Origin of the sequence: Pacificibacter sp. AS14 (genome assembly GCF_038899935.1) — a bacterium.
In the GTDB taxonomy this organism is placed as follows: Bacteria; Pseudomonadota; Alphaproteobacteria; order Rhodobacterales; family Rhodobacteraceae; genus Celeribacter.
In genome coordinates this window covers 183,178-206,081 of sequence record NZ_JBBMQI010000002.1, presented here as the reverse complement: position 1 = coordinate 206,081, position 22,904 = coordinate 183,178, and the positions used below count along the sequence as shown (strand labels likewise).

22 protein-coding genes are annotated in these 22,904 nt (G+C 52.9%); 9 read left to right on the top strand and 13 right to left on the bottom strand.

All coding sequences use genetic code 11. From position 1 onward, the window contains the following. Positions 1-3 precede the first annotated feature (3 nt). Positions 4-882 (top strand): transglutaminase family protein, encoded by an 879-nt coding sequence (locus WNY38_RS03885; protein ID WP_342856011.1) that lies wholly within the window; start codon positions 4-6, stop codon positions 880-882. Here the strand turns inward: WNY38_RS03885 and WNY38_RS03880 are convergent. From WNY38_RS03880 to WNY38_RS03865, 4 genes are all read right to left on the bottom strand, one after another. After that, the gene (locus tag WNY38_RS03880) at positions 879-1,610 is read right to left on the bottom strand and encodes a peptidase (protein WP_342856010.1); all 732 of its coding nucleotides are present in this window, start codon (positions 1,608-1,610) and stop codon (positions 879-881) included. The two genes, WNY38_RS03885 and WNY38_RS03880, sit on opposite strands and share 4 nt — an antisense overlap. Before the next feature lie 139 nt (positions 1,611-1,749). After that, positions 1,750-2,532 (bottom strand): transglutaminase family protein, encoded by a 783-nt coding sequence (locus WNY38_RS03875; RefSeq protein ID WP_342856009.1) that lies wholly within the window; start codon positions 2,530-2,532, stop codon positions 1,750-1,752. Between the two features lie 488 nt (positions 2,533-3,020). After that, positions 3,021-4,598 carry a UDP-N-acetylmuramoyl-tripeptide--D-alanyl-D-alanine ligase gene (gene murF / locus WNY38_RS03870; protein WP_342856008.1) on the bottom strand — a complete coding sequence of 526 codons (1,578 nt, stop codon included), beginning with the start codon at positions 4,596-4,598 and terminating at the stop codon, positions 3,021-3,023. After that, positions 4,595-5,344: an alpha/beta hydrolase gene (locus WNY38_RS03865; RefSeq protein WP_342856007.1), complete on the bottom strand. Its 750-nt coding sequence runs from the start codon at positions 5,342-5,344 to the stop codon at positions 4,595-4,597. Before WNY38_RS03865 ends, murF begins: the two co-directional genes overlap by 4 nt. 110 nt (positions 5,345-5,454) lie before the next feature. On the opposite strand from WNY38_RS03865, the gene WNY38_RS03860 reads away from it, so the two are divergent. Continuing rightward, on the top strand, positions 5,455-6,624 hold the full coding sequence (locus WNY38_RS03860; protein WP_342856006.1) for a hypothetical protein: 1,170 nt from the start codon (positions 5,455-5,457) through the stop codon (positions 6,622-6,624). Here WNY38_RS03860 and WNY38_RS03855 read toward each other — a convergent pair. The 6 genes from WNY38_RS03855 to WNY38_RS03830 all read right to left on the bottom strand — a co-directional run bounded on the left by WNY38_RS03855 (position 6,621) and on the right by WNY38_RS03830 (position 12,173). Beyond that, positions 6,621-7,793, bottom strand: a complete 1,173-nt coding sequence (locus tag WNY38_RS03855; protein WP_342856005.1) for a crosslink repair DNA glycosylase YcaQ family protein — start codon at positions 7,791-7,793, stop codon at positions 6,621-6,623. The genes WNY38_RS03860 and WNY38_RS03855 overlap by 4 nt on opposite strands. An 83-nt stretch (positions 7,794-7,876) precedes the next feature. Then, positions 7,877-9,082: a TCR/Tet family MFS transporter gene (locus WNY38_RS03850; RefSeq protein WP_342856004.1), complete on the bottom strand. Its 1,206-nt coding sequence runs from the start codon at positions 9,080-9,082 to the stop codon at positions 7,877-7,879. A gap of 103 nt (positions 9,083-9,185) precedes the next feature. Next, entirely contained in the window at positions 9,186-9,965 is a 780-nt protein-coding gene (locus tag WNY38_RS03845) for an alpha/beta fold hydrolase (protein WP_342856003.1), read from the bottom strand. Between the two features lie 60 nt (positions 9,966-10,025). Next, positions 10,026-10,352: a hypothetical protein gene (locus WNY38_RS03840; protein WP_342856002.1), complete on the bottom strand. Its 327-nt coding sequence runs from the start codon at positions 10,350-10,352 to the stop codon at positions 10,026-10,028. A 131-nt stretch (positions 10,353-10,483) separates the two neighbouring features. Beyond that, a complete protein-coding gene (locus WNY38_RS03835; protein WP_342856001.1) occupies positions 10,484-11,323 on the bottom strand; it encodes an alpha/beta hydrolase in 840 nt (279 codons plus the stop codon). A gap of 70 nt (positions 11,324-11,393) precedes the next feature. Continuing rightward, positions 11,394-12,173, bottom strand: coding sequence for a hypothetical protein (locus WNY38_RS03830; protein ID WP_342856000.1), 780 nt, complete (start codon positions 12,171-12,173; stop codon positions 11,394-11,396). Between the two features lie 158 nt (positions 12,174-12,331). Here WNY38_RS03830 and WNY38_RS03825 point away from each other — a divergent pair, with 158 nt between their 5' ends. From WNY38_RS03825 to WNY38_RS03800, 6 genes are all read left to right on the top strand, one after another. Continuing rightward, positions 12,332-13,792, top strand: coding sequence for an ATP-binding protein (locus WNY38_RS03825; protein ID WP_342855999.1), 1,461 nt, complete (start codon positions 12,332-12,334; stop codon positions 13,790-13,792). After that, positions 13,789-14,466 carry a response regulator gene (locus WNY38_RS03820; protein ID WP_342855998.1) on the top strand — a complete coding sequence of 226 codons (678 nt, stop codon included), beginning with the start codon at positions 13,789-13,791 and terminating at the stop codon, positions 14,464-14,466. The genes WNY38_RS03825 and WNY38_RS03820 overlap by 4 nt, the downstream gene beginning before the upstream one ends. Before the next feature lie 141 nt (positions 14,467-14,607). Then, entirely contained in the window at positions 14,608-15,000 is a 393-nt protein-coding gene (locus WNY38_RS03815) for a hypothetical protein (protein WP_342855997.1), read from the top strand. A gap of 86 nt (positions 15,001-15,086) precedes the next feature. Next, complete coding sequence (locus WNY38_RS03810; protein ID WP_342855996.1) at positions 15,087-15,332, top strand: hypothetical protein; 246 nt, start codon at positions 15,087-15,089, stop codon at positions 15,330-15,332. Further along, positions 15,329-16,207 carry a di-heme oxidoredictase family protein gene (locus tag WNY38_RS03805; RefSeq protein WP_342855995.1) on the top strand — a complete coding sequence of 293 codons (879 nt, stop codon included), beginning with the start codon at positions 15,329-15,331 and terminating at the stop codon, positions 16,205-16,207. The genes WNY38_RS03810 and WNY38_RS03805 overlap by 4 nt, the downstream gene beginning before the upstream one ends. A gap of 25 nt (positions 16,208-16,232) precedes the next feature. Further along, positions 16,233-17,333: a patatin-like phospholipase family protein gene (locus WNY38_RS03800; RefSeq protein WP_342855994.1), complete on the top strand. Its 1,101-nt coding sequence runs from the start codon at positions 16,233-16,235 to the stop codon at positions 17,331-17,333. 836 nt (positions 17,334-18,169) lie between these two features. On the opposite strand, the gene WNY38_RS03795 is transcribed toward WNY38_RS03800, so the two are convergent. From WNY38_RS03795 to WNY38_RS03785, 3 genes are read right to left on the bottom strand one after another with little or no spacing between them, the layout of a single operon-like run. Next, a complete protein-coding gene (locus WNY38_RS03795; protein WP_342855993.1) occupies positions 18,170-19,279 on the bottom strand; it encodes a Gfo/Idh/MocA family oxidoreductase in 1,110 nt (369 codons plus the stop codon). Beyond that, positions 19,276-20,331: a sugar phosphate isomerase/epimerase gene (locus WNY38_RS03790; RefSeq protein WP_342855992.1), complete on the bottom strand. Its 1,056-nt coding sequence runs from the start codon at positions 20,329-20,331 to the stop codon at positions 19,276-19,278. Before WNY38_RS03790 ends, WNY38_RS03795 begins: the two co-directional genes overlap by 4 nt. 23 nt (positions 20,332-20,354) lie before the next feature. After that, positions 20,355-21,413: a LacI family transcriptional regulator gene (locus WNY38_RS03785; RefSeq protein WP_342855991.1), complete on the bottom strand. Its 1,059-nt coding sequence runs from the start codon at positions 21,411-21,413 to the stop codon at positions 20,355-20,357. A gap of 187 nt (positions 21,414-21,600) precedes the next feature. Here WNY38_RS03785 and WNY38_RS03780 point away from each other — a divergent pair, with 187 nt between their 5' ends. Next, entirely contained in the window at positions 21,601-22,827 is a 1,227-nt protein-coding gene (locus WNY38_RS03780; RefSeq protein ID WP_342855990.1) for an ABC transporter substrate-binding protein, read from the top strand. The last annotated feature ends 77 nt before the right edge of the window (positions 22,828-22,904 follow it).

The window sequence follows — 22,904 nt, the reverse complement described above, 5'->3', positions numbered from 1 at the left end:
CCTATGATATATTCAATCCGCCTGACAATCGCCCACTACTATGATCAACCTGCAGCCAACAGCCGCCATCTGGTGCGCGTGATGCCTCGAACGCTGGCAAACCGCCAGAATTTGACGACCCATTTGCTTGAGGTCTTTCCCGAACCTGAATCGCGTTCAGAAGCCGTCGATTTCTTTGGCAACAAAACAACGTTCTGCGCGCATCGCGACCAACATACCGAAATGACGATCCATATGTCCTGCAATGTCGACATCCACCCGCCCCAGAAATGGAGGGACGTGTCACTTGGTGTCGCAGATCTAGGGAGGGTCTGCGAGACTTTGCGTGACCTGGGGTCTGAATCGCCGCTCCATTTTCTAGGGCCTACCCCTCGCCTGCCACCCAATGGCGCGATCCGCGATTTTGCAAATGATCTGTTTCACCCATCAGACAGCACGGTGGCCAACGTGATCCGTATTGGCAAGGCGCTGCACGATGCGATGACCTTTGATGCGACCGCCACGACTGTTGATACGGACGCTGCCGACGCATTCCACCTGCGCCGCGGGGTCTGTCAGGACTTCAGTCATATTATGATCATTGCCTTGCAGTCCCTTGGTATTCCCGCTGGGTATGTCAGTGGCTACCTGCGCACATTGCCCCCACCCGGCGGTGTTAAGCTTGAGGGGGCCGATGCTATGCACGCATGGGTGCGCGCATGGGGCGGGCCGGATCAAGGATGGATCGAATATGACCCAACCAATGCAACGCTTGTCGGCACCGATCATATCGTTGCAGGCTACGGCAGGGATTACTCCGATGTCTCACCCGTGCGCGGGTATTTGCGCTCGTCGGGCGGGCAGCAGAACACCCAAGCGGTAGATGTGGCGATTGTCGGCTAGCGTGTGTAGTTTGGCAAATGCTCCAGTGCATTGCGAAGCGCGTCGCTCCAACCAGTGCTAATCGATTGATAGTAAGGGTTTTCTGCAGTTACGCGCGGTTGCGTGTCAAGCGCGAAGCTGTTGCTTTCATAGATCTGCATATCCAGTGGCAGACCGACAGACAGGTTCGCTTTGATGGTCGAATCAAAAGAGACCATGAGCAACTTGATCGCTTCCTCAAAACTCATATCCGGATCATAGGCGCGCACAAGGATTGGTTTGCCATATTTCGTCTCGCCGATTTGAAAGAACGGTGCATCCTCGGTGACTTCGATAAAGTTACCTTCGGGGTAGACAAGGAACAACGTAGGCTCGCCACCTTTTATCTGGCCGCCGACAATCACCGACGCCTTGAATGCGGAGGTCGCAGACTGACCATTCACGCCGCCACCTTGGATCACTTCCTTGAGGGTCGCACCGACGAGGCGCGCGACCTCAAACATAGTGGGGAGCTCTAAGATCGCAGGCGCGCGATCAGAAAGAACTTTTGATCGTTCCTCAAGGATGCTGATCAGCGCTTGAGTTGTGGCAAGGTTGCCAGCCGTCATGATCGTAATTGCACGATCGCCTGGCACATCCCACGAAAACATCTTTTTAGTGGTCGAGAAATTGTCGACCCCTGCATTGGTTCGCGTATCGGACATAAAAACAAGGCCACGGTTCAGGCGGAGGCCAACACAGTAAGTCATCTTTTTTTCCACAAAAGGGTCAGCAGTGCGTTGCTGCGCGGTAAGCTCTAGTCGGGAAAAGTTAACTATACAATATTGGGACGTTTGATTTTTTTGCTTCCACACGATACTTTGAGATCATTGAAACAAGAGTTGCGGTTCAAACGCTCGCGCGGGTCACTTGGACGCTTTGCTCTTCCAAGTTCAAAATTCCGTAGGATGTCAAAAGTGATGCGTCTGCAGCATCGCGGCCCACACATATCCGAATAGTCTCTGTTGGCTGCGACATCCCCGTTGGGTCAACAAGATGCCACGCACCTGCAAGAAATACCTCTACGACTGCGTGAAAGTCCTGTGGGTCCACATCTGGTGCATAAGCGCTCACAAAGCGCGCTGGGATGCCTGCTGCGCGCACAAATGCGATCAGTACATGTGCGTAATCCCGACAAACACCGCGTAAAGATGCAAAGCTGTCGGTCGCCGTCGTGCCGCCATAACTTGCAAATATGTCATAGGTGAAATTTGATGTGACCCAGTCGCGCATCGCCTCAACCTTTTCGCCGCCTGAGAGTCCTTCGAATTGGATGGATGCAAATTCCAAAAATAAATCCGATTGGCAATTGCGCGAAGGCAAGAGATATTGGATCACAGAACCCGGCAGCTGATAGCGCGGCGTCTCGTCAAGCGTGCACAAATCGACAGCCAGCCTTGTCACCTCTGCTTGCAGTTCATAATGGATTTCCAGTCGGTCGGTCACGGAAATCCATCTGCGCATCCCGATACCGTGCTCGCCCAAGGTCTCTTGCAATTGCGTGCCCGACCGCAGCGAAAGAGTGTTGAAATCGCAGCGTTGTCCGTCATCTGTGCTTGCCTCTATCTGAAGCAAAGCATCGCAGGTTTGCTGCGCAGAATAGATCAAATCGGCTGACACGTTGAGCAACACGGCAAACTCCAGATTAGCAAAGTGTGTGAGAGATGTTAGGAGCTATCGCAGCACATGCCTGACATGTCTATAGCGTATGCCGAGTGGAAGATAGGAAACCCCTATATTGTCAAGACACTTGGGTTCTATGTCGATAATCTAAACAGTTCCGAAGTAAGACTGGTATAAGTGAAGTCTAGGGGGTGGATTTAGTTGACCTAATCAATCATCTGTGCTGGATGCGGCCCAGGTCCGTTTTTTTCGCGCTTGGTGCTTTATTCTGCGTAAGCAGTCTATCGGAAACAGCCCCTCATTTTAGAGAAAAGCAAGGCCCAAATTTGGCCGTGATTGACGAACGCAGCTAGCCACCTGCGGGCCAACCATGATCGCATATGACTGCATTGTAGTCGATTGGTCGTGTGCGCTTCGAAATAGACTTTTTAGTATCGTAGCTACGATATTCGGGTTTACGCAAATAGCGTGTGACAGTGACATCGGCGTTCGTAGGCTCACAAAAACCGTTTCTCTTCCAACAGATCTGGCAGGTCATTTTCATAGAGAACGACATCATCATTGGTGAGCGTTTTTGCGATGGCGGCGCGGGCGGCATAGAACGTCGGCACTTCGATCACTTCGGCTGTCTCGCGTTTTGCAGCTGTCACAAAGCTTTCAATCCGGTTTGGGTTTACGGCGTAAATGACATCGCAACGCGTGCCAGAATAGCTGCCCAAGCGATCGTGAACGCGCTCATGCTCTAGGCCCAGTTCCGCAATGCCGGGTGTCACAAGAATACGACGCCCGCCACGGTGTTTTGCCAGTTTGTCCAGCGCAGACACCGCAGACATAAAGCCCAACTCATTAGAGTTATACGCATCATCAAGGATGAGGGCTGATCCAGGCGTGTCGATTTTTTGCAAACGGTGCGGGATTTGCGAAATGGTTTTGGTGAAATACGGAATTTGATCGGCGGTGCTGGGATCAATCAGCAGCGCAAGGGTCACGGCCAATGCGGCGTTCATCACGTTGTGATCGCCAATCAACGGCAATTCAAAGGTCAAAGTTGGGATGCGCGCGTCTACAGAGTTGAGCGTGATCGACCACGATCCACCGTCGATTTCAATGGCGTCGATGGTGACATCCGCGTCCTGCAAACCAACGGTGACGATCTTGTCGCCATAGGTGTCTTTTAAGGCTTTGAAGGGCGCATATTGCATGACGTCGGCGTTGATCACCATGGTGCCGCTCGCGGCGCAAACCTCAGCTGCCAGTTCCGATTTTGCCTGTGCGATGGCTTCAATACTGCCGAACCGCTCTGTATGGGCGTCGCCAACGGCTGTGACGATGCCATATTGCGGATGGATGAAGTCGCATAAGCGCTTGATCGATCCAATGCCGTAAGCGCCCATTTCAGCGACAAAATATTTGTGCGCATATTGCAGACGTTGACGAATGTGGCGGGTGTGGCCCAGCACGGTGTTGATCGATCCGGGGCTGTAGAACACCGGACCAGATGTTTCCAAAATTTCCGCGAACATGTGTTTGACGGTGGTTTTGCCAAAAGACCCCGTGATGCCGATGCGAATGGGATCAAGGGCTTCCAGTTTTGTACGGGCTTGATCGACAAAGCCTTCGTTGATGCGATCTTGGAAAGGTTTCAGGATCATGTTTGCGCCGATCAACGCGAACGGCACCGCTTGCAACACGAGGATTGCAAAAATGGGGTGCGCAAAAACAAGCAAAGTGCCAAGGCCCAAAGGCACCAAAGCCAAACGCCAGATGCGCATGGCGCGCTGGGTTTTGGCCAGTGGTTTTTTATAGCGGTACTGGTGTTCCATGTAGGCGATGGCGACAAAAATCACCGCGAGCAAGATGAGGCTAAGCGCTTTTGGCATGGCCAGCCCGGCAAGCAATACAATCACCACAGCGATTGATGCACGAATGTCGAACAGGCGCACATCGCGGCTTGAGGCAACAAAACGCGTCCCGTCGTATTCCTCTTGCTGGAAATAGGTCAACAGCGTGGTGGTGCGTTGCATGACCAAATAGGCGAGGGCGGCAATCAGCAAAACTGTGGCGATAAGGATCATGCTTGGTCTCGCTTCAACGTCTCAAGGATATGGGTCGTCAATTGATGTCTGCCGCGCGATAAAATCGAAATGTGATCGAACTCAGGACATTCAACATAGGTGGAATTCGGAATGGACCGATGCAGCGCCTTGCCCATGGCGGGTGGCGTTTCGGTGTCCTTGCCGCCATAGAGCAGCGTTGTGGGGCAGGTGATTTGGGGCAGCTGTGGCGTTTGATCTTCTTCAACCGTGCGAATGAAAATGTCGCGCAGGCCCAACTTGCGACTGTCCACATAGTCCGCGCTTCCGAACTGCGCTTCAAGCGCGATAATCGCGTCTTCGGATGTGGTGGCTGCTTTTTGTTTCTTAAACTGCCAGCCGCGCCACTTGCCTTTGATCTGTTTTATAAATGGTTTGGGCAGTTTGATGCCCGCGCCGCCAACGATATGCAGGTGCTCAACAGGCGAGTCCGCCATGGCGCCCAGACGCAATCCAATACGCCCGCCAAAACTGTGCCCAACCCAGATAAACCGCGTGATGCCCAGCTCGGTTTTCAAGAACTCACGCACCGCAACAGCGTAGTCTTGCGTGGTCCAGTCGCCCTCAGGTCGTTGCGATTTACCAAAGCCCGGCAAGTCCAGCAATACGGTGGGCGCGGCTTGCCCGATCAGTTCAGCGGTTGGTACAAAATCCGTATGGTCGCGGCCCCATCCATGTGCAAAAATGATCGGAGTGCCTGTCTCTGCGCCGCTCTTTTCATAGAACATGGATGTTTGCCTACTCTGCTGATATTCGCTTGGTCGACCACTAGATATGGTGCTTTATCCGTTTCTAGTGTATCGATTGAGCAAACTCCATATGGATTGTAGGCAGACAAGTGAATAAGCTGAACTTAGCCGTCATTTTCGGCGGACCGAGCCAAGAACACGACGTGAGTGTTGTGAGCGCACAACAATTGATGGACGCGGTTGATGTCCGCAAAATCAACGTCGTACCGGTATATATGGGCTTCGATGGACGGTTGTTGCATGGGGCTGCATTGCGCCAATTGGACCGCTTTCGACCCGCGCCTAAAGGCCTGCGTGAAGTGGTTTTTGCCTGGGGCGATATGGGGCCTTGCCTGAAATCGCTTGATGGCAGTTGGACCAAACAAATCGACTGTGCTTTGCCTGTGTTTCACGGCCCTTTCGGCGAAGACGGCCGCATTCAAGGCCTGCTTGAAACAGTGGGCATCCCTTGCACTGGATTTTCCGCGATCAATTCCGCTTTGGCGATGCGCAAAGACGCCACCAAATCGCTTGTTGCTTCTGTTGGCGTCAATGTTTTGCCGCATGTGGTGGTCAACGCCAAAGAGATGAAACATGCGGATGTTGTCTGTGCACGGGTCGAAACGGCGCTGTCCTATCCTTTGATCATCAAACCTGCGAATTTGGGCTCGAGCATCGGGGTTGGTTTGGCCAAATCGCGTGATGACCTGCTGGTGCATTTGCAGGGTGCGCTGAAAGAAGACAGCTTTGCTTTGGTCGAACCTCAAGTGCAAAACCTTGAAGAGCTCAACATCGCGGTGATGTATCGTGACGATGAGATAAAGTTTTCCGCGATTGAGCGGCCTAAATCCTCTGCCGAGTTACTTGATTTTAAAGAAAAATACCTGTCCTCTGCCGAAGTGGGCAGCACCGGCAGCGGCAAACTTGGCAATACGGCTGTACCATCGCAGGGCATGCTGTCGCTGACGCGTGACATCAATCCTGACATCGACCCTGACCTGCAAGCGCGTCTGTACGATTTTGCGTCCAAGGCCTTTACCATCTTAGGCCTGCGCGGTGCGCCGCGGATGGATTTCATGCACAACACCCAAACCGGCGAGCTGTGGTTTAATGAAATCAATCCAATTCCTGGGTCTTACGGTTTTTTCCTATGGGAAGCTGCGAAAGAGCAAGTCTTGTTCTCGCAATTGGCCGAGCATTTGATGCATGAGGCCTTGGGGGACAGTATCAAATTCTTTGATGATCCAGTGCCTCAAGTCGCCTATCTGTTGCCGCGTTAACGCGCGCAGGTCCAGTGGACGCTGGTCAACCCTGCAAGCTTGGCAAAGCGGTCTAATTCGGCGTCCAGCTTTTTGGTGCGGGCCTTGGTCGGTTTTACGTCAGCTTCCAACCAAAAGTTGAGCACATTGAGAACGCCTGCTTTGCGATCCCCTTTGGCCTCAATCCGACCGATGAACCTGTCGCCCTCAAGCACCGGATAGACGTAATAGCCCCATTGCCGCTTGGCGGCGGGCACAAACATTTCCACAGTGTAATCAAAGCCAAACAGACGTTTCAAACGCGTGCGGTCGCGGATGGCGGGATCAAACGGACTGAGAATGCGCAGCCGTGGTGCGGGCTGCTCAAGCGCTTTGATCCGCGCTTCAATATCCGCGCGGGCAAAAGATTTGCTCCAACGGCCATCAAAGGCTTCCACTTCGACGGGGATCAAATCACCCCCTTGGCGCTTGGCCCAGTTCGAGACCTCTTTGACCTCCGTCGCCTCCCAAAACCTGCGAATTTCAGTCAGGCTGCCCATACCAATGCGATCCAGCGCCATGGAACAAAGCCCGTCGATTTGGTCCACATCATCCAGTTTTTGCGCGCGCAGATTGGCCGGAAAGACGTTTTCTGCCAGATCGTAAAACTTGGTGAACCCGCTGCGATGACTGGTGGCCAAATCGCCAGAATACCACAGGTAATCCAGCGCCTTTTTGTGTGGCGGGCGTTTCCACATCTCTTTGGAGCCCGTGACTTTGGTGTCAAAATCACGGGTCGATAGCGGGCCTTCGTCAGCGATGCGTCGCATGACTTCGTCCAGCAGACGCGCATCCAAAGCATCCCCATACCAACTTGAACGCCCGACTTTTTCTTTCATCCTTTGAAACTGCCTTTGCCAAAGGGGTAGGGTGCTCATCGGCAGGACCGACGCATCATGGGTGAAATGCTCAAAGACGCCACAATCTTTGCCCAAAACATCGTCCATCATAGGTTCGCGGTAGGCCTGATTACGGCTCCATAAAATATGATGATGCGCGCGCGATACCACTTGAATGGTGTCAAGCTGGACAAAGCCAAGCTCGGATATGTCCGCCATGGTGTCCGTGTCGTCAACGGGTACTTTGGCCAATCCATTGACAGCCAACCACAGATGCCGCGCGTCACGATTTGATATTTTTAAAACACTCACGGTCGCTCCACTTCGCTCACAACTTGTCATATCGGCCTTTTTGGGTCGAGCCGCTTATTGTGGCAAAAGGTGCCGCGATGGGATCAATTATTCGACTTGCGCCAACTGAGCATGAGCACCGCGCAGACCACAATCAAAATCGCAGAGACGACAAAAGGTGCCCCCGGCAAATAGAGCGCAGCATCGGGGCGCGAAAATTTGGCAAAGACCATGGTCATTAGCAAGGGGCTAATGATGGTTGCCAATGCAGCAATGGACCCCAGCACGCCTTGCAGTTCGCCTTGCTGGTTGTCGCCTGCCGCGCGACTCATGATGCCCTGTAAGGCAGGCATCACGATAGACCCTAGGCCTGACAGTGCGACGAGTATCCACACAAACCAAACTTGGGTGAGCACTGCAAAAGTGGCAAAGATCACCAGTTCTAAAATCATGCCAAACACAGCAGTCTTATAAGCCCCAAAGCGGTTCACGATCGGTCCAACCAATAGCGCTTGCGATACACCCATTGAGACGCCAAACACGAACAGCGTCAGCCCGATATCGCGTGCTATAAAACCGAATTGTTCACGCGCGAAAAATGCCCAGATGGCGGGGTAGATAAACAATGCGACTTGGTACAAGAAAAACACGAACAGCAGCGCCCTCACGCCGCTCAATTCACTGACAGATTTGAATGAATTTAGGGGGTTGGCGCGGCTCCAAGAAAACGAGCGGCGTTTACCTTTGGCTAAGGATTCCGGCATCACCAAAAGACCAAAAACTCCGTTAGCCAAGGCCATGGCCCCTGCCACCCAAAACGGTGCGCGCGTGTCGACCTCGGCCAACAGACCGCCAATGACAGGCCCCAATGCAAATCCAATGCCCACCGCGGCACCAATGATGCCAAAGTTTTTTTCGCGGTCCTCGGGCTTTGAGATATCAGCCATAAATGCAGAGGCGGTTGAATAGGTTGCGGCCATGAGCCCTGCGATGACACGCCCCAACAGCAACAGCCAGATGGATCCGGCAACGGCCATGATCGCATAGTCGATGGCCAGCACAAAAAGCGCCGCGATCAAAATTGGTTTGCGGCCATAACGGTCGGACAAGTTACCCACAATCGGGCCAAAGACGAATTGCATCACGGCATAGCCCGTCGCCAAAACGCCACCCCAAATTGCAGCTTCCGACAGGGGTTTACCTGTGACCTCTAAGATAAGATCTGGCAACACTGGAAAAATCAATCCAGCGCCAATGCCATCAATCAAAATGGTCGCGACTATGAAGATGATGGGCAAGCGTGCGCGCATGATTGGGTCCTAGTGAAAAGAACTTTACAGTGAGGCCGTTGTAGCCAACTTAGTTTGCATTGCAATCCCGATTGGAATGCTGAACGCGTTGACGATCAAGGGGTCAAATATGGCCGATTTCGGAAAGAAAATCGCATACATGCATCGCAAAGGCATCAGGTGCTTCAAGCATCGGGTAGTGTCCTGACCGACGAATCAATTCAAACCGCGCACCGGGGATCAGCTCAAGTGTTTCGCGCATCAGGTCCGGCGGCGTGATGCGATCATCGATGCCGCATAGCCCAAGAGTGGGCAGACGCAGGCCGGATGTGGGCGTGTAAAAATCAGTGCCAGAAATGGCGCTACAACTGCCGATATAGCCCTCGGACCGCATGCCTCGAAGCACGTTACTCCAATGCCTGGCCATCTCACTGTCGCGTGTCGCGCGGGTGAAATTGCGTTCAGTCAACATCTTGACTATCGCGTCGGTGCCACCAGACTTGACCTGTTCTATGCGCTTGTCCCAGACGGCAGACGGGCCTAGTTTGGCGGCTGTGCCACATAAAATCATAGCGCGGACTTGATCTAGACGTTTGACAGCCAATCCTTGGGCGATCAAACCGCCAAACCCCGCACCAATGAAAACGCAGTCCTTGATTTTGAGCTGGTCCAACAGCTGTTCAACGTCTGTCACCAACTGCCCCATGCGATAAGGCGCTGGCGTAACTTCTGAGGTTGCATGGCCGCGTGCGTCATAACGGATGACGCGTAATGATCTGGGCATTTGTTCGCAAACAGCATCCCAAATGTGCATGTTGGTTCCAAGCGGATGAGCAAGCAAAACAGCAGGCGCATCTTTTGGGCCGTCATCCAAAATATTTATGTTGGCATCAGGGCCGCGCATCACAGTCTCACTTTGGCTTTATTTGAAATCTCGATGGTGATGTGATGCGCGTAAATGCATTTAGTGCGCTACGGCGATCATACCGGTGATGATCAAGCCGCCGCCGAGGATCATCCTTGGTGTAAATTTTTCGCCCATCAAAAGAGCAAAAACAAGCACTAGAGCGGTTTCGACGCCGACTAATATGAGATACAATTGGCTCATCGAATTGTTTTTCAGCAGTGCTATTTCGCCGAATGCGGCGAGCGCTAAACCCGCGAGGATGAGTGCGGCTCCTCCCCAAGCAAATTGGATGCCTGAGACAAGCTTCATCCCCATGGTGGCAAGCGCATAGCTTGAAGCGACGAGGATTAGCAATACGAATTGTGGTACTGCATAGGCTAACATAAAGCCCCTAATAGTTGTTCCTGATACCGTTATGTTATCATTGCTTTGTAAACCCAACATCACCAAAATTGGCCAAGGGCACAATTATTATCATGCGGTTTATGCACTGACTTAAGCTGGTGTTAAGCATTCTATTCAGTCAGTTGCGCGATAAAAGCAGCGATGGTTGCGGTGCTTTCGACCTCGTCTAAAAAGGGGACATGTCCCCGGTCGGGAACTTCTGCCGCAATCATGTCAGGGCGCGCGGCTTTCATTTTGGCCCAGCAGTCCGGCGTCAAAAGGTTTGAATTTGCGCCACGCAGCGCGGCCAAAGGCAGATCACTGAGCGCATGAAACAGTGGCCACAAATCTGGCGCATCGCCAGAGGCCCCTTGAGCCTCAATAGCCTCTCGCAATTTGGGATCATAACGCAGTTGCAAACGGTCTGGACCGGCTGTCCAACTGCGCTTTGCATAGTTCAGCCATTCTGAGTGGCTGACATTGGGGAACTGTGCCCCTAAAGCACGCGGCAGCCTTTCGGCGGCATCTTCAAAGGACGTGAACGCGCAAGGGCGTCCAAGATAATCCATGATATGCGCCAGACCGGTAGGGTCCAGTTCGGGGCCGATATCATTGAGTAAAACACCAGACAGTCGGTGTTTGGCTGTGGCGGCCAGAACCATCGCTATCAACCCGCCACGCGAGGTGCCAATAACGGCTGTGCGGTCAAGGTTGAGGTGATCCAAAAGCGCCAAAGCGTCAAAGGCTTCCTGTGTGATCGTGTAATTTTGAGGATTTGGGTCAAAATCAGACGCGCCACGCCCGCGACTGTCGAGGCGGATGATCTGCGCGTGGTTTGAAAATTTGGTAACCACCTGATCAAAGTCATCCATATTGCGAGTGAGGCCTGCCAAACACAAAACAGGCGTGCCCGTGCCATGGACGTTATAGGCCAATTGAAGCCCGTCAGAGGTTGTGAATGTGTCGTGCATGGGGGCCTGTGCTTTGAAATCTGTATAAGGTCAATTCATCTTGTCATGCCGGATGCACATAGGCAAAGGCTTAGAAAAGTTCTTTTGAAAGCCACCATCCGGCTGTGAAATGCACACACATGCAAAACGCATAGGCCGAGAGGACCACCAGCGCAGCGTTGGACGTTAGGCGTTTATTTTGGGCGCGTTTGCGACGGAGCAGACTTTGAGCGCCTGCCGTGGCCAAAATTCCCATAGAGATTGAGTGGTCCCTGAGTGCCGCTGCGGTAAAGGCCGCAATCATAAAGAGCGTCACAAAAGTAGAAAAGTTTGGCCAAAAGTTGTCGGAAATCGCTTGAACAACGCGCCCGCCCGCAAAAGGTAAGAAAGGCAAAAGCATTACAAAATTAAAGGTGCCAATCATAATGCCAAATGCGCGCATGACATCTGAAAACAATGGAAAGCTTGTTGCGCTGGCTTGGAACAGACCGAAGGCGATCACCATGGGCAAAATCGCCAAAGCAGGCGCATAGAGCGCCGCAAAGCTTTCCTCTAAAGCGTCGTCAAAAAATTCATCTGAACGAGGCGGTGCCATGAAAGATAGGGGCACCAAACGCACTCGGGCCAGATCATGCCCCGCAAATTGGCAGGCTTTCGCTGCGCCAAACTCATGCAATAAAACAGCAAAAATAAACCCAAATCCCATTAAGGGCGAGGTGATTGCAGCAACGCCGACAGTCACGATAAAGCCCACAATGACGCCTGGCCCATCAAACCCGCTTGTGGTGATCCGTCCATTAACCGCTTGCGTTGATCGCAGCAATGGTGCCGCCATAAGGGTTAAAACGAGAGCGAAGATAAGAAAGACCATAAGGTGCGATTCCGACGTCAATTTTAGATATTTGGAACCCAATGCGTTTGAAATGTGTCGAGAATGTGGCCCTGTGCCTCAATCTTTATGCGCGGGTGCCGTGCGCTCAAAAAAATAAAGTGCATCTTCTTTGCACATTTATGTATCAAGGAAAGGCAATGATTTTTTTTCGCAATTCCCTCGCTGTCCGCATTTTCCTTGCCATCGCTGCAACATCCATTGTGATTGTTGCGATCATGGCCGTGTTGGTTGCGCTTTCGATGCGAGACGGCTTTGCACGTTACATTTTGCGCAGTGAACTCGCGCGCTTTGACACGCTAGAGCAGGCATTGATCCTGTCCCACGATATCAACGGTTCTGGATGGTCAGATTTGGCGGCGACGCCAATGGCGTGGAACGATTATGTACGGCAGTATTTCTCGCCACCTGATCTTCCCTCAGGCCCACCGCCCGACCGCCCCCTTGGCCATCCGCCTTTTGGCGGGCCTCCCCCTGGCGGGCCACAAGGCGATGACTCCTTCATGATTGGGGACCGGTTGATTTTACTTGGCCCCGATGGAGAATGGATCGCGGGGTCGACAGATCGTTCTGGCTTGATTGAACGTCGGGCAATTTGTTCTGAGGCGGTGTGCACAGATCAAAATGTGCTGGGATATCTTGGCCTAAACGCGCCAATCTTGGCTCAAACTGCCAGTGATACTTTCTTTTTGCGCCGCCAATACGCTTCGCTTGCGCTGTCCGCGTTGATTGCGATTTTGGTGTCTGCCGGGGCAGCTATCGTCGTTGCGCGCTATATATTGACTCCAATTCGCCAGCTTGAAGCGGGGGCTAAAACCATGGCCTCAGGTGATTATTCATTCCGCATCGGTCTTAAACGGACCGACGAGTTGGGCCAGTTGATCGACCATTACAATGTCTTGGCGGCAACGCTGGAGAGAACCGACAAAGCCGAACGAGAATGGATTTCCAACACCAGCCACGAATTGCAAACCCCGCTGGCGACGTTGCGTGCGCAAATTGAGGCCGTACAGGACGGTATCCGCAAACCAGACCCCGAAACCTTGACGCAAATGCATGCGGCAATCATGCGGCTGTCGCGTTTGGTGGAGGACGTGAAAATCTTATCCCACTCCCGCGAAATGGGCTTGTCGACTGCCTTTCACCACGAAGACCTATGCGACATCGCGAGGGCCTCTGTATCAGTTGCGCGTCAGCAAATGTATGACAAAGGTCTAACGTTGACGATCGATATGCCTGACAAAATGCCCATAGTCTGTGATCGTCTACGGATTGGGCAGGTGATCGAGAATTTGCTACAAAATGCGATCCGCTATACCAATGTCCCTGGATCGGTCCGGCTGTGTGTCCAGTGCGAAGGCGATATGGTGCGCCTGAGTGTTGAAGATACCCCACCGGCGCCACGCAATGAAGACTTGCCCAAACTTTTTGACCGGTTTTTTCGCGCTGAAAGCTCGCGATCTCGCGCCCATGGCGGATCGGGTTTAGGGTTGTCGGTGTGCAAAGCCATCGTTGAATCCCATAATGGCACGATCACAGCGGGACTTTCGATAAGAGGCGGCCTTTGCGTCACCGTTAGCCTTCCGAAAGCATCAATATGATTGAACCACGTATTCTTATTGTAGAAGATGAAAGTGCTCTTGCCGAAATCGTGCGCGATTATTTGATCGCCGATGGCATGTCTGTCGATCATCTTGTGGATGGGACAGCTGCGGTCGCAACAGCATTGCAAAATCAGCATGATTTGCTGGTTTTGGATATCATGCTGCCCGGTGTTGACGGGCTGACGATTTGCCGCGAAGTGCGCAAAGCATCCGATGTGCCGATTATCATGACAACCGCCAAGGTCGAGGAAATCGATCGGTTGTTGGGGCTTGGACTTGGGGCGGATGACTACCTGTGCAAGCCTTACTCGCCGCGTGAACTCGTGGCGCGCGTCCGGGCGATTTTGCGCCGCACGGGTCATCGTAAAGAGGTGAGCCCAACGCACGTCGGGCGCCTGCTCACCAACGGCGAAAGCTGGACAGCCACGTTGGACGGCGCGCCACTGGATCTAACACGCCGCGAATTTATGCTTGTAAACGCGCTTATTACGCGCCCTGGCCGTGTCTTTTCACGTGACGAACTTCTTGCGCTGGCCTTCCCTGACGATGCGGATGTGTTTGATCGCACAATCGACAGTCACATTCGCAACATTCGCCGCAAAATTTCCAACGTGACTGATAAAAACCCAATTCGATCTGTTTACGGTGTCGGATATGCCTACGACGATTGAGAATTAAGAAAAATTAATAAAATCAATACTATAATATTTTCTTACCCTGCACACTCATTGCACATTGGTTGCAAAACTATTCCTTAATGATCTGACAAATTGGCCAAACAACAACGAGCCAAAAGTGTCACTGGAGAGAAAATGCTTACCAAGTCGAAGAAAATGGCAACCGCTTCAAGCAAGCCACAGGGTATCACCGTTTGCTCAGCGCTGACAGCACTGGCGTTGGTCGCACTGTTTACGGCCTCCTCTGCAAGTCAAGCTTATGCGCAGGAAAGACGCGGCCCAAATCCGATGGATGGTGTGGCCGACGCGCTGAATCTTAAGCCAGAACAATTGCACGAATGCCTTGGCGAACCGCCGGCCCCCCCCGGACCGCGCCCCTTAGATGCCCCCGAAGCGCGCCCCTCAGACAGTGATCGCGCGGCCCTTATCTCTTGCTTGCAAGGTAAGAATTCTGCGCTCACAGCAGATCAAATTGATGCGGCGATGCACGCCATGCACGACCCACGCCCGCCCAGACCAAAAAGCTAAAGACCAATACATGCTGCCAGACGAAAGCCCGCCGCCCCCAAGAGCGGCGGGCTTAATAATATTTCCAACGCACATGAAAGTCGCCCATGCTTGATACCCGTTCGACCCATTTCACGCTTGGCCTTTTGGCTGGGGTGAGCACAATTTCGCGTTCTGCATTGGCTGAAGACGCGCTGGAACCTATTCAACAAAGCGACCTGAACGCGCTTGTCGCGAAGGGTCAAACACTGGACGCCTTTTTGTTCGCGTTTGAGGCGGGGCAAATGCCACCAGGCGTATCAGCTGTCATAATGCACCGATCGCCAATGGTGGTGGCGGGTGCATTGCTATGAATGTCGTGGTGGACCCCAGCCATACAGGCGACCCAAGCTTTTTTCTGGAACGCAACACGACACCGCTGTTCGCACTCTCGATCCCGCAAAAACTGGCCGAAGAGCTGAACCTTGAGTTGAACCAACAACGTGAATCGGCGCGCGCAGAGGCTTGCGAAGCGGGGCTTGGTGTACAACCATTGACCACCAAAGGGGTTGGCTTTGGCACGTTGGTGACGTTCCGTACTGCGATAGAACCCTGTGCCGCCAAGATCGATACCACCGTCGTTACCGGCATCGATTCAGATCTTGTGGTGCGTCTCTTCGGGTGGAAAGGTAATCATGCGACCTTGCGGTCTTTTATCTGCGGGGCGGCGCACAACGAATTGAGCCTGCAAGGCACTGAAACGGTGGGAGCGCTAGATGGGGATTTTGATGATTTCTTCCCAGATGGCTCAGACCCCGTAAATTCTGGTCTTCAACCAGACCTCGCCGTGTCGTTCGATATGCGCAGCGATCAACCCAAAAACATGATCACGTTAGAGGACGGCACCGCCTATCACCTTGGCGCGCTGGCGGTTGATGATGCAGGGCACGGCGTGGCGAATTGGTACACTGATCTAAAACGTCATGACATGGGCGCGGCTCTATCTGACTCCGCTGACCCATTTGGAATCGTCGCGTCAATGTTCCTGACCCGCTCGCTCGCAGACTTTGGATCGACAGGCCCATGGCTACATGACGGTCGCGCGACAACGTTGAACGCCGCCATTCTAGCGCATGGTGGCGAAGCGGCCACCAGTCGCGATACCTACGCAGCCTTATACGCAGCGCAACAGGCTCAGATCGTGGCGTTTCTAGAGAACCTCGTGATCTACAATGCCGAAGAACATTGATCGGATGATGACAATGACCTCCATCATGAGGCGCAGACAGGTACTTTGGGGCCTTGCAGCCAGCACCCTATCTGCCTGCGCCAGCACGGCTGTGCCCTTCAAACCAGCCCCAACGACAGGTGAGGCCGATCCTTTCGCTTTGTTTCGTATGGATGCGAATGCTGACGCTTCCGAATGGGCTTATCACCTGAACAAGTCGCAAAATAAGACCGACCAAACTGTGCTTGCGATTTCCGCCGGCGGTGAAGATGGTGCGTTTGGGGCTGGGGCGCTTACGGGGTGGTCAGCCACAGGTCAGCGACCGGAGTTTGATCTTGTAACCGGGATATCCAGCGGGGCCTTGATCGCCCCCTTCGCCTTTCTTGGTTCTGAATATGATGATCAAATTACAAAGATTTTCACCACACTTGACGGACATGACATCATGCAACTGCGCCCGATGCAGGCGGTGTTCAATGGATCGTTTTACGACACCGCGCCGCTTGCGGAATTGATCGCAAATTTCATGCCCGATACGTTTCTAGATCAGATCGCCGCGCGTCACGCGGCGGGAGGGCGGCTGTTTGTTATGACCTCTGAGCTGGACAGTGCGCGGGCGTTTGTTTGGAACATGGGCGCGATTGCACAAGCCCGTCAGTATGATCTGTTTCGGCTCATTATTCGCGCCTCAACAGCACTTCCTGGGCTCTTTTCGCCTGTTAAGTTGCAGTACACGTCCAATGGAGTGACCTATAAGGAAACGCATATTGATGGCGGCGTTCACATGCAATTTCTGGCCATCCCCAGCTTCGCACTTACAAGCTCCGATCCAAAAATTTCGGGTGGGCGTTTGTTTGTGTTGATTAACAATACCCTGAACCCAGCGCCGATCACGACATCTGGGTCAGCCCTTGCGGTGTCACAGCAGGCCCTATCAACAATGATCCGCGCCAGCGCTTTGTCGACTGTTCAGACGACCCAGCTTTTTGCGCAGCAGAACAAAATCGAATTGTTTGTCACTTCCGTCGATCCCGCTGCGGGTATTGTCTATGATCCATCAGAACGGTTTGCCTCGGCATACATGAATGCTCTCTATGAACACGGGTACGAACGGGCTATCGACGAAGAATTATGGCAGGTGAAGTAATGGACGCGATGGACGTTGCCGTGGCGCGCATTCCGGTCAGTCAAGTGATCAGATGCGCCTGCACAGTACAAACTCCCATGGTCGCCTTAAATTGCTATCGATTCTGTAGAAGGCATTATGAATATCGGGAACTTGAATACAAACGCGCGCTTAGGATCTTTTTCGCCTTTCGCTCAATTGGCCGCGCTGTAGGGCCAAGCTCGTCTTCTGCTTATCCGCAAAATGGGTTGTGCGCCATCGTCGAGAGGCGAGATCATGTCACTGGGTTTCAGGGTATCAATAAGAACTGAACTTTTAGGTGTTTGAATATACGAACCGGATGTAAAATAAATCGGCCCGCGCGACTGTGCGGAGTTTACATTGAACCGCCCGTTGCCGTTTTCGCGGCTTCTCTCTTCGATGCTGCCACTGCCACTGCCATGTCTTCGTCAGAGTGATAATGATCACCCTACCATTTTTGCTGGAATGCGTCAGTAACCTTTCAAACATAAGCATAGCGACTGCTTACAAATATCTGACTAACTTCAGGCGATTTACCCGTTTTGGGAAATCAATCGACTTTTGTCAGGAGGTATTTTCGGAACGTCTTGTACTGAGGTTAAATTTGATTGAGATGTGGTTTACGGCCGGTTTGTGCAGAGCACAGCATCCGTCAAATTGGCACAACCTTGCGATCTGCGCCGCGCCAATCGATACCGAAGTCTGTTCGTAGACCTTGGAAACAATTGTCGCAATTTTTTGAAATGCTGGCCAACATTGTTTTACTGAAGGCGCCAAACGTTCAGGAATACGTGTTCTAGTGAACTCATACCCCTGAACTCACACTCTAGAGGCCCTTATTTCCGTACCCAAGCCGTATCGTGTGCCGCGCTGTCCTGACAGGCCGAAATAAACCACATCCCATCCATCGCCGCGTTGATTCCAGGCAACAACTGGCCATCATTCGATCCGATGATAAAGTCTGCGGCATCGCTGTATAGGTTGGCGAATCCCTCAAGATAGCCCTCGGGATGGCCAGGGGGGATACGGGTCCAGCGATCATTTCCGTCACCGAGGCCTGCGCCGCCACGCGTTAAAATCTGCGTTGGCGTGCCAAACTTGGTGAAGCGCATTTTGTTAGGGTTCCCATGATCCCATTCAATACTGCCTTTGTCGCCATAAATACGTAGTGTCAGGTCGTTTTCACAGCCGACTGCTATTTGGCTTGCCCAAATCATACCACGCGCCCCGCCTTTAAGACGCAACAATATGTGAGCGTTATCATCGACCTGACGTCCATCGACAAAACTGTGCAGGTCGGCGGACAGTGCTTCGGTCTCAAGCCCAGACACGAAGGACAGCAGATTAAAAGCGTGCGTGCCAATGTCGCCAATCGCGCCTGCACCGGCTCGCTTGGGGTCTGTGCGCCAATCAGCCTGCTTGTTCTGAATGTCTTCGGTCAACCAGTCCTGCGCATATTCAGCCTGTATCACGCGCAAGTTTCCCAGGTCGCCTCGCGCGATCATCTCGCGGGCTTGCCGCATGAGCGGGTAGCCAGTGTAGTTATGGGTTAGGATGAACTTTGCTGAGGAGGCCTCAACAGCGGCCTTGATGGCATCAGCATCCTCTTGAGTTGTCGAGAGCGGCTTGTCGCAAATCACGTGAATGCCTGCGTTTAAGAATGCGATTACGGGCCCCGCGTGCATGTGGTTTGGCGTCACAATCGCGACGGCGTCAATGCCATCAGGGCGCGCGGCTTCAGCTTTGGCCATATCTGCGTAACTGCTATAGGTGCGATCTGGGGCGATGCCGAGCTCAGCTGCAGATGCCGCAGCGCGATCTGGATCAGAAGACAGGGCTCCAGATGTCAAGGACCATTTTCCGTCAAGGCGGGCTGCAATGCGGTGCACCGCCCCGATGAAAGCCCCTTGACCGCCACCAACCATGCCGAGTTTCAAAGGTTTCATAAGCCCAGCATCCTTTTGATTTGTGCCTCGTCTCGGGTGCTGCCGGCAAAATCGTCAAAGGCTTTGTCCGTCACCTCGATCAGACGGTTGGCAATAAACGGCGCGCCCTCGGCGGCACCTTGCTCAGGGGACTTGATGCAACATTCCCATTCCAGAACCGCCCAGCTGTCATAGCCATATTGAGTGAGCTTAGAGAAGATTCCTGCAAAATCCACTTGTCCGTCGCCTAATGACCGAAAGCGTCCAGCCCGTTCTGTCCAGTTTTGATAGCCTGAATAGACCCCTTGGCGGCCGGTTGGGTTGAACTCTGCATCTTTGACGTGGAAGGCATTAATTCGGTCGTGATACAGGTCGATAAATTGCAGATAGTCGAGTTGCTGAAGCAAGAAGTGCGAGGGATCATAATTGATCATCGCAGCGTCATGGCCACCGCAAGCATCTACGAACATCTCGAAAGTTGCGCCATCAAAAACGTCTTCGCCGGGGTGAATTTCAAACCCGATATCCTGCCCGTGATCTTTGTAGTGATTTAAAATTGGCGTCCAGCGGCGGCCCAACTCGGTGAAGGCTTCTTCGATTAGCCCGGCAGGGCGCTGTGGCCAAGGGTACAGGAATGGAAACGCCAAAGATCCTGTAAAGCTGACAGTATGGGACAATCCGAGCCGTTCAGACACGACGGCAGCTTTCATCATTTGGTCGATCGCCCAGTCTTTGCGTCCAGCAGGATTTCCGTGCAGATGCGTTGGGGCAAAAGCATCAAAGGCTTCGTCATAGACCGGATTGACCGCGACAAGCTGGCCTTGAAGGTGCGTAGAGAGCTCTGTGATTTCAACGCCTGCGTCGGAACAGATGCCTTTGATTTCGTCACAGTAAGTCGCACTGTCCGCAGCTTTATCGAGATCAAACAGCCGTGCATCAAATGTTGGAATTTGGACGCCCTTGTAACCAAGGTCCGCCGCCCAATTTGCGATTTCACTAAGCGAGTTAAACGGAGCATCCGCGCTTGAAAATTGGGCGAGAAATAGTCCAGGCCCTTTGATTTGAGTTCCCATATCGTTCTCCGTTCTGTCTGTTTTCATTCAGGTGGGGCAGTTGGAATTTCCAGTTTCTGCATTAGCGGCAGGTCTGGATCTTCTAATTGTTGAATCGCGGCCCGCGCCATAAAGCGCCCAGCAAGGCTGACATCTTCTGTTTCGACAATGATATTTTCGCGAAACATTTTGAGGATGGGAAAGACTTCTTTCCCATACACGTCGATATCTTTGCCCAGAACAAGGCCGTGTTTTTCGATGGCGACGATGGCCGCGATGGCGTCCTTGGACGAGGTACACAGCACAGCATCAATTTCAGGAGATTGTTCTAATCTGAGCGTCACCCAGTGGCGGATGTCATCTGAGGATTGGTCACTGTCGGCGTTTTTGGAAATGCGGTACTGGATGCCGAACTGTTCGCTCGCCTCTTCGAGGCCGCGTATCATGTCTTGTGCATAATTTTGATTGCGCGGCGGCAAGACTGCTAGGATGTTTTTGCGCCCGCGTTTGGCCAATCGGCTTAAGGCGACGCGAATGAAGGCGGTGTTGTCATAGTCATAATAGGCGTGTTGGTCGGCCCAATTTGTGCGCCCGTGGGTTACAAAGGGAAACTGCTTTTTCAATAGGTACGCGACACGTTCATCTTCAGGTTCTGTCATATTGAAAATAACGGCGTCTGCGGATCCTGTTTCAACGATGTATTTGATCGGACGCAGCGGGTCTTCGTCTGGGAACCACGGCAAAACGTTTAGGTGAAATTGCGTGCCACGCATTTCCCGTGCAATCGAACTGGTCAGTCTGGATGCATTTGTCATCACTTCGCCCACTTCGGGGACGACGAGTGTAATCACGTTGGTGCGCCCCGTGCGCAAACGCAGGCCTGCGCGGTTGGGCACATAGCCGATAGCATCTGCAATTCTGGTCACAAGTTCCTTAGTGTCTGATCCGATGTCTGCACCGTCGCGCATCGCGCGAGAGACTGTTGTGATCGCCAGGCCGCTGATGCGGGCAATCGTCTTTAGGGTCGGTCTTTCACCGGGATTCACTAAGCTACGCAACTCATCTTTGCTCAGTTTTGCTACTTTTGTTGCGGTGCTTTTCATCCGGTCTGTTCCTTTTGCCATCTAACAAAACACCTAGCTGACACGGCCCCCAATTGGCAATTGATCTGTGGCATCTCGTAACGGCCCCTCTCCTGAAGGGTTTATATCGGAGTCCAGAAAAAACTTGCAAGGATAAACTGTATCGATGTAGTCGTTACTGTATCGATACAGATTGGGAGGAATCATCGTGAAACAGATTACTAAACTTTTGGCAGCAACAGCGATTGTTGCTGCGTCCGGCGCAAATGCGGAAGAGCTTGAGGTCATGCACTGGTGGACATCTGGCGGCGAAGCCGCCGCTGTTGGGGAACTGGCTAAGGCGTTTGATGCAACCGGAAACACTTGGGTGGATGCGGCTATTGCGGGTGGCGATGCTGCCCGCGCGGTGATGGTCAGCCGTCTAACAGGTGGCGATCCAATGGGCGCCTTTCAGTTCAACCATGGACGTCAGGCTGAAGAGTTGATCGAAGCAGGGTTCTTGCGCGACATCACTGACATCGCCGAAGCAGAGGGCTGGAAGGACATCGTAAATCCGCCGTCTTTGCTTGAGTCTTGCACGGTTGATGGTCGCATTTATTGCGCTCCCGTGAATATTCACTCTTGGCAGTGGCTCTGGTTGTCACACAAAGCCTTTGAGGATGCAGGTCTTTCAGTGCCGACAAATTGGGATGAGTTTGTCGCAGCATCACCGGCTTTGGATGGGGCTGGTAAGCTTCCACTCGCATTGGGTCAGCAAGGGTGGCAGCAAAGCGGAATGTTCAATGTGTTGTTCGCAGCCTTGGTGCCGAACGAGGTATTCCTTAGCGTTTACGATGACAAAAACGCGGATGTTGCGGCGGGTGCAGATGTTGCACGCGTTTTCGCAGCTGCCGAGGATGCCCGCATCATGGCGGCAAATTCCACAGTACAAAACTGGAACGACGCGACCAATCTTGTGATCACCGGCCAAGCCGGCGGGCAGATCATGGGCGACTGGGCGCAAGGCGAATTCGCGGTTGCTGGTCAAGTGGCCGGGACGGATTATAGCTGTTTGCCGGGCCTTGGCATGACAGAGCTTTTGAGCACTGGCGGCGATGCATTCTACTTCCCTGTCTTGAAAGATGAAGCAAAGATTGCTGCGCAATCCGAGCTGGCAGCCCTGATGTTGCGCCCGAAAACGCAGGTTGCCTTTAATCTTGCTAAGGGCTCTTTGCCAGTGCGTGGTGATATCGATATGTCGACTGCAAATGATTGTATGCAAAAGGGTCTTGCCTTGTTGGCTGATGGCGCTCTTTTGCCGGACATTTTCCAGATGGTGACATCAGATACGGGAGAACAGATGAATTCGTTGTTCATCGAGTTCTTTGCGGACCCTTCGATCTCTGTCGAAGACGCGCAGGCTCGTTTCGTGAAAATCATCGCGACTGCTCAGTAGTCTGAACTCTACGCCGGCCTGTTTGTATTCGGGCCGGCACCATTCAGGTGTTTGGTGCGGCATTTTGCATGTCGGCC

Coding starts and splice junctions, on each gene's coding strand:
- WNY38_RS03885 (WP_342856011.1), top strand. CDS start 4: ATGATATATTCAATCCGCCTGACAATCGCCCACTACTATGATCAACCT.
- WNY38_RS03880 (WP_342856010.1), bottom strand. CDS start 1,610: ATGACTTACTGTGTTGGCCTCCGCCTGAACCGTGGCCTTGTTTTTATG.
- murF (WP_342856008.1), bottom strand. CDS start 4,598: ATGATCCTTATCGCCACAGTTTTGCTGATTGCCGCCCTCGCCTATTTG.
- WNY38_RS03865 (WP_342856007.1), bottom strand. CDS start 5,344: ATGTTCTATGAAAAGAGCGGCGCAGAGACAGGCACTCCGATCATTTTT.
- WNY38_RS03850 (WP_342856004.1), bottom strand. CDS start 9,082: ATGCGCGCACGCTTGCCCATCATCTTCATAGTCGCGACCATTTTGATT.
- WNY38_RS03845 (WP_342856003.1), bottom strand. CDS start 9,965: ATGCGCGGCCCTGATGCCAACATAAATATTTTGGATGACGGCCCAAAA.
- WNY38_RS03840 (WP_342856002.1), bottom strand. CDS start 10,352: ATGTTAGCCTATGCAGTACCACAATTCGTATTGCTAATCCTCGTCGCT.
- WNY38_RS03835 (WP_342856001.1), bottom strand. CDS start 11,323: ATGCACGACACATTCACAACCTCTGACGGGCTTCAATTGGCCTATAAC.
- WNY38_RS03830 (WP_342856000.1), bottom strand. CDS start 12,173: ATGGTCTTTCTTATCTTCGCTCTCGTTTTAACCCTTATGGCGGCACCA.
- WNY38_RS03825 (WP_342855999.1), top strand. CDS start 12,332: ATGATTTTTTTTCGCAATTCCCTCGCTGTCCGCATTTTCCTTGCCATC.
- WNY38_RS03820 (WP_342855998.1), top strand. CDS start 13,789: ATGATTGAACCACGTATTCTTATTGTAGAAGATGAAAGTGCTCTTGCC.
- WNY38_RS03815 (WP_342855997.1), top strand. CDS start 14,608: ATGCTTACCAAGTCGAAGAAAATGGCAACCGCTTCAAGCAAGCCACAG.
- WNY38_RS03810 (WP_342855996.1), top strand. CDS start 15,087: ATGCTTGATACCCGTTCGACCCATTTCACGCTTGGCCTTTTGGCTGGG.
- WNY38_RS03805 (WP_342855995.1), top strand. CDS start 15,329: ATGAATGTCGTGGTGGACCCCAGCCATACAGGCGACCCAAGCTTTTTT.
- WNY38_RS03800 (WP_342855994.1), top strand. CDS start 16,233: ATGAGGCGCAGACAGGTACTTTGGGGCCTTGCAGCCAGCACCCTATCT.
- WNY38_RS03795 (WP_342855993.1), bottom strand. CDS start 19,279: ATGAAACCTTTGAAACTCGGCATGGTTGGTGGCGGTCAAGGGGCTTTC.
- WNY38_RS03790 (WP_342855992.1), bottom strand. CDS start 20,331: ATGGGAACTCAAATCAAAGGGCCTGGACTATTTCTCGCCCAATTTTCA.
- WNY38_RS03785 (WP_342855991.1), bottom strand. CDS start 21,413: ATGAAAAGCACCGCAACAAAAGTAGCAAAACTGAGCAAAGATGAGTTG.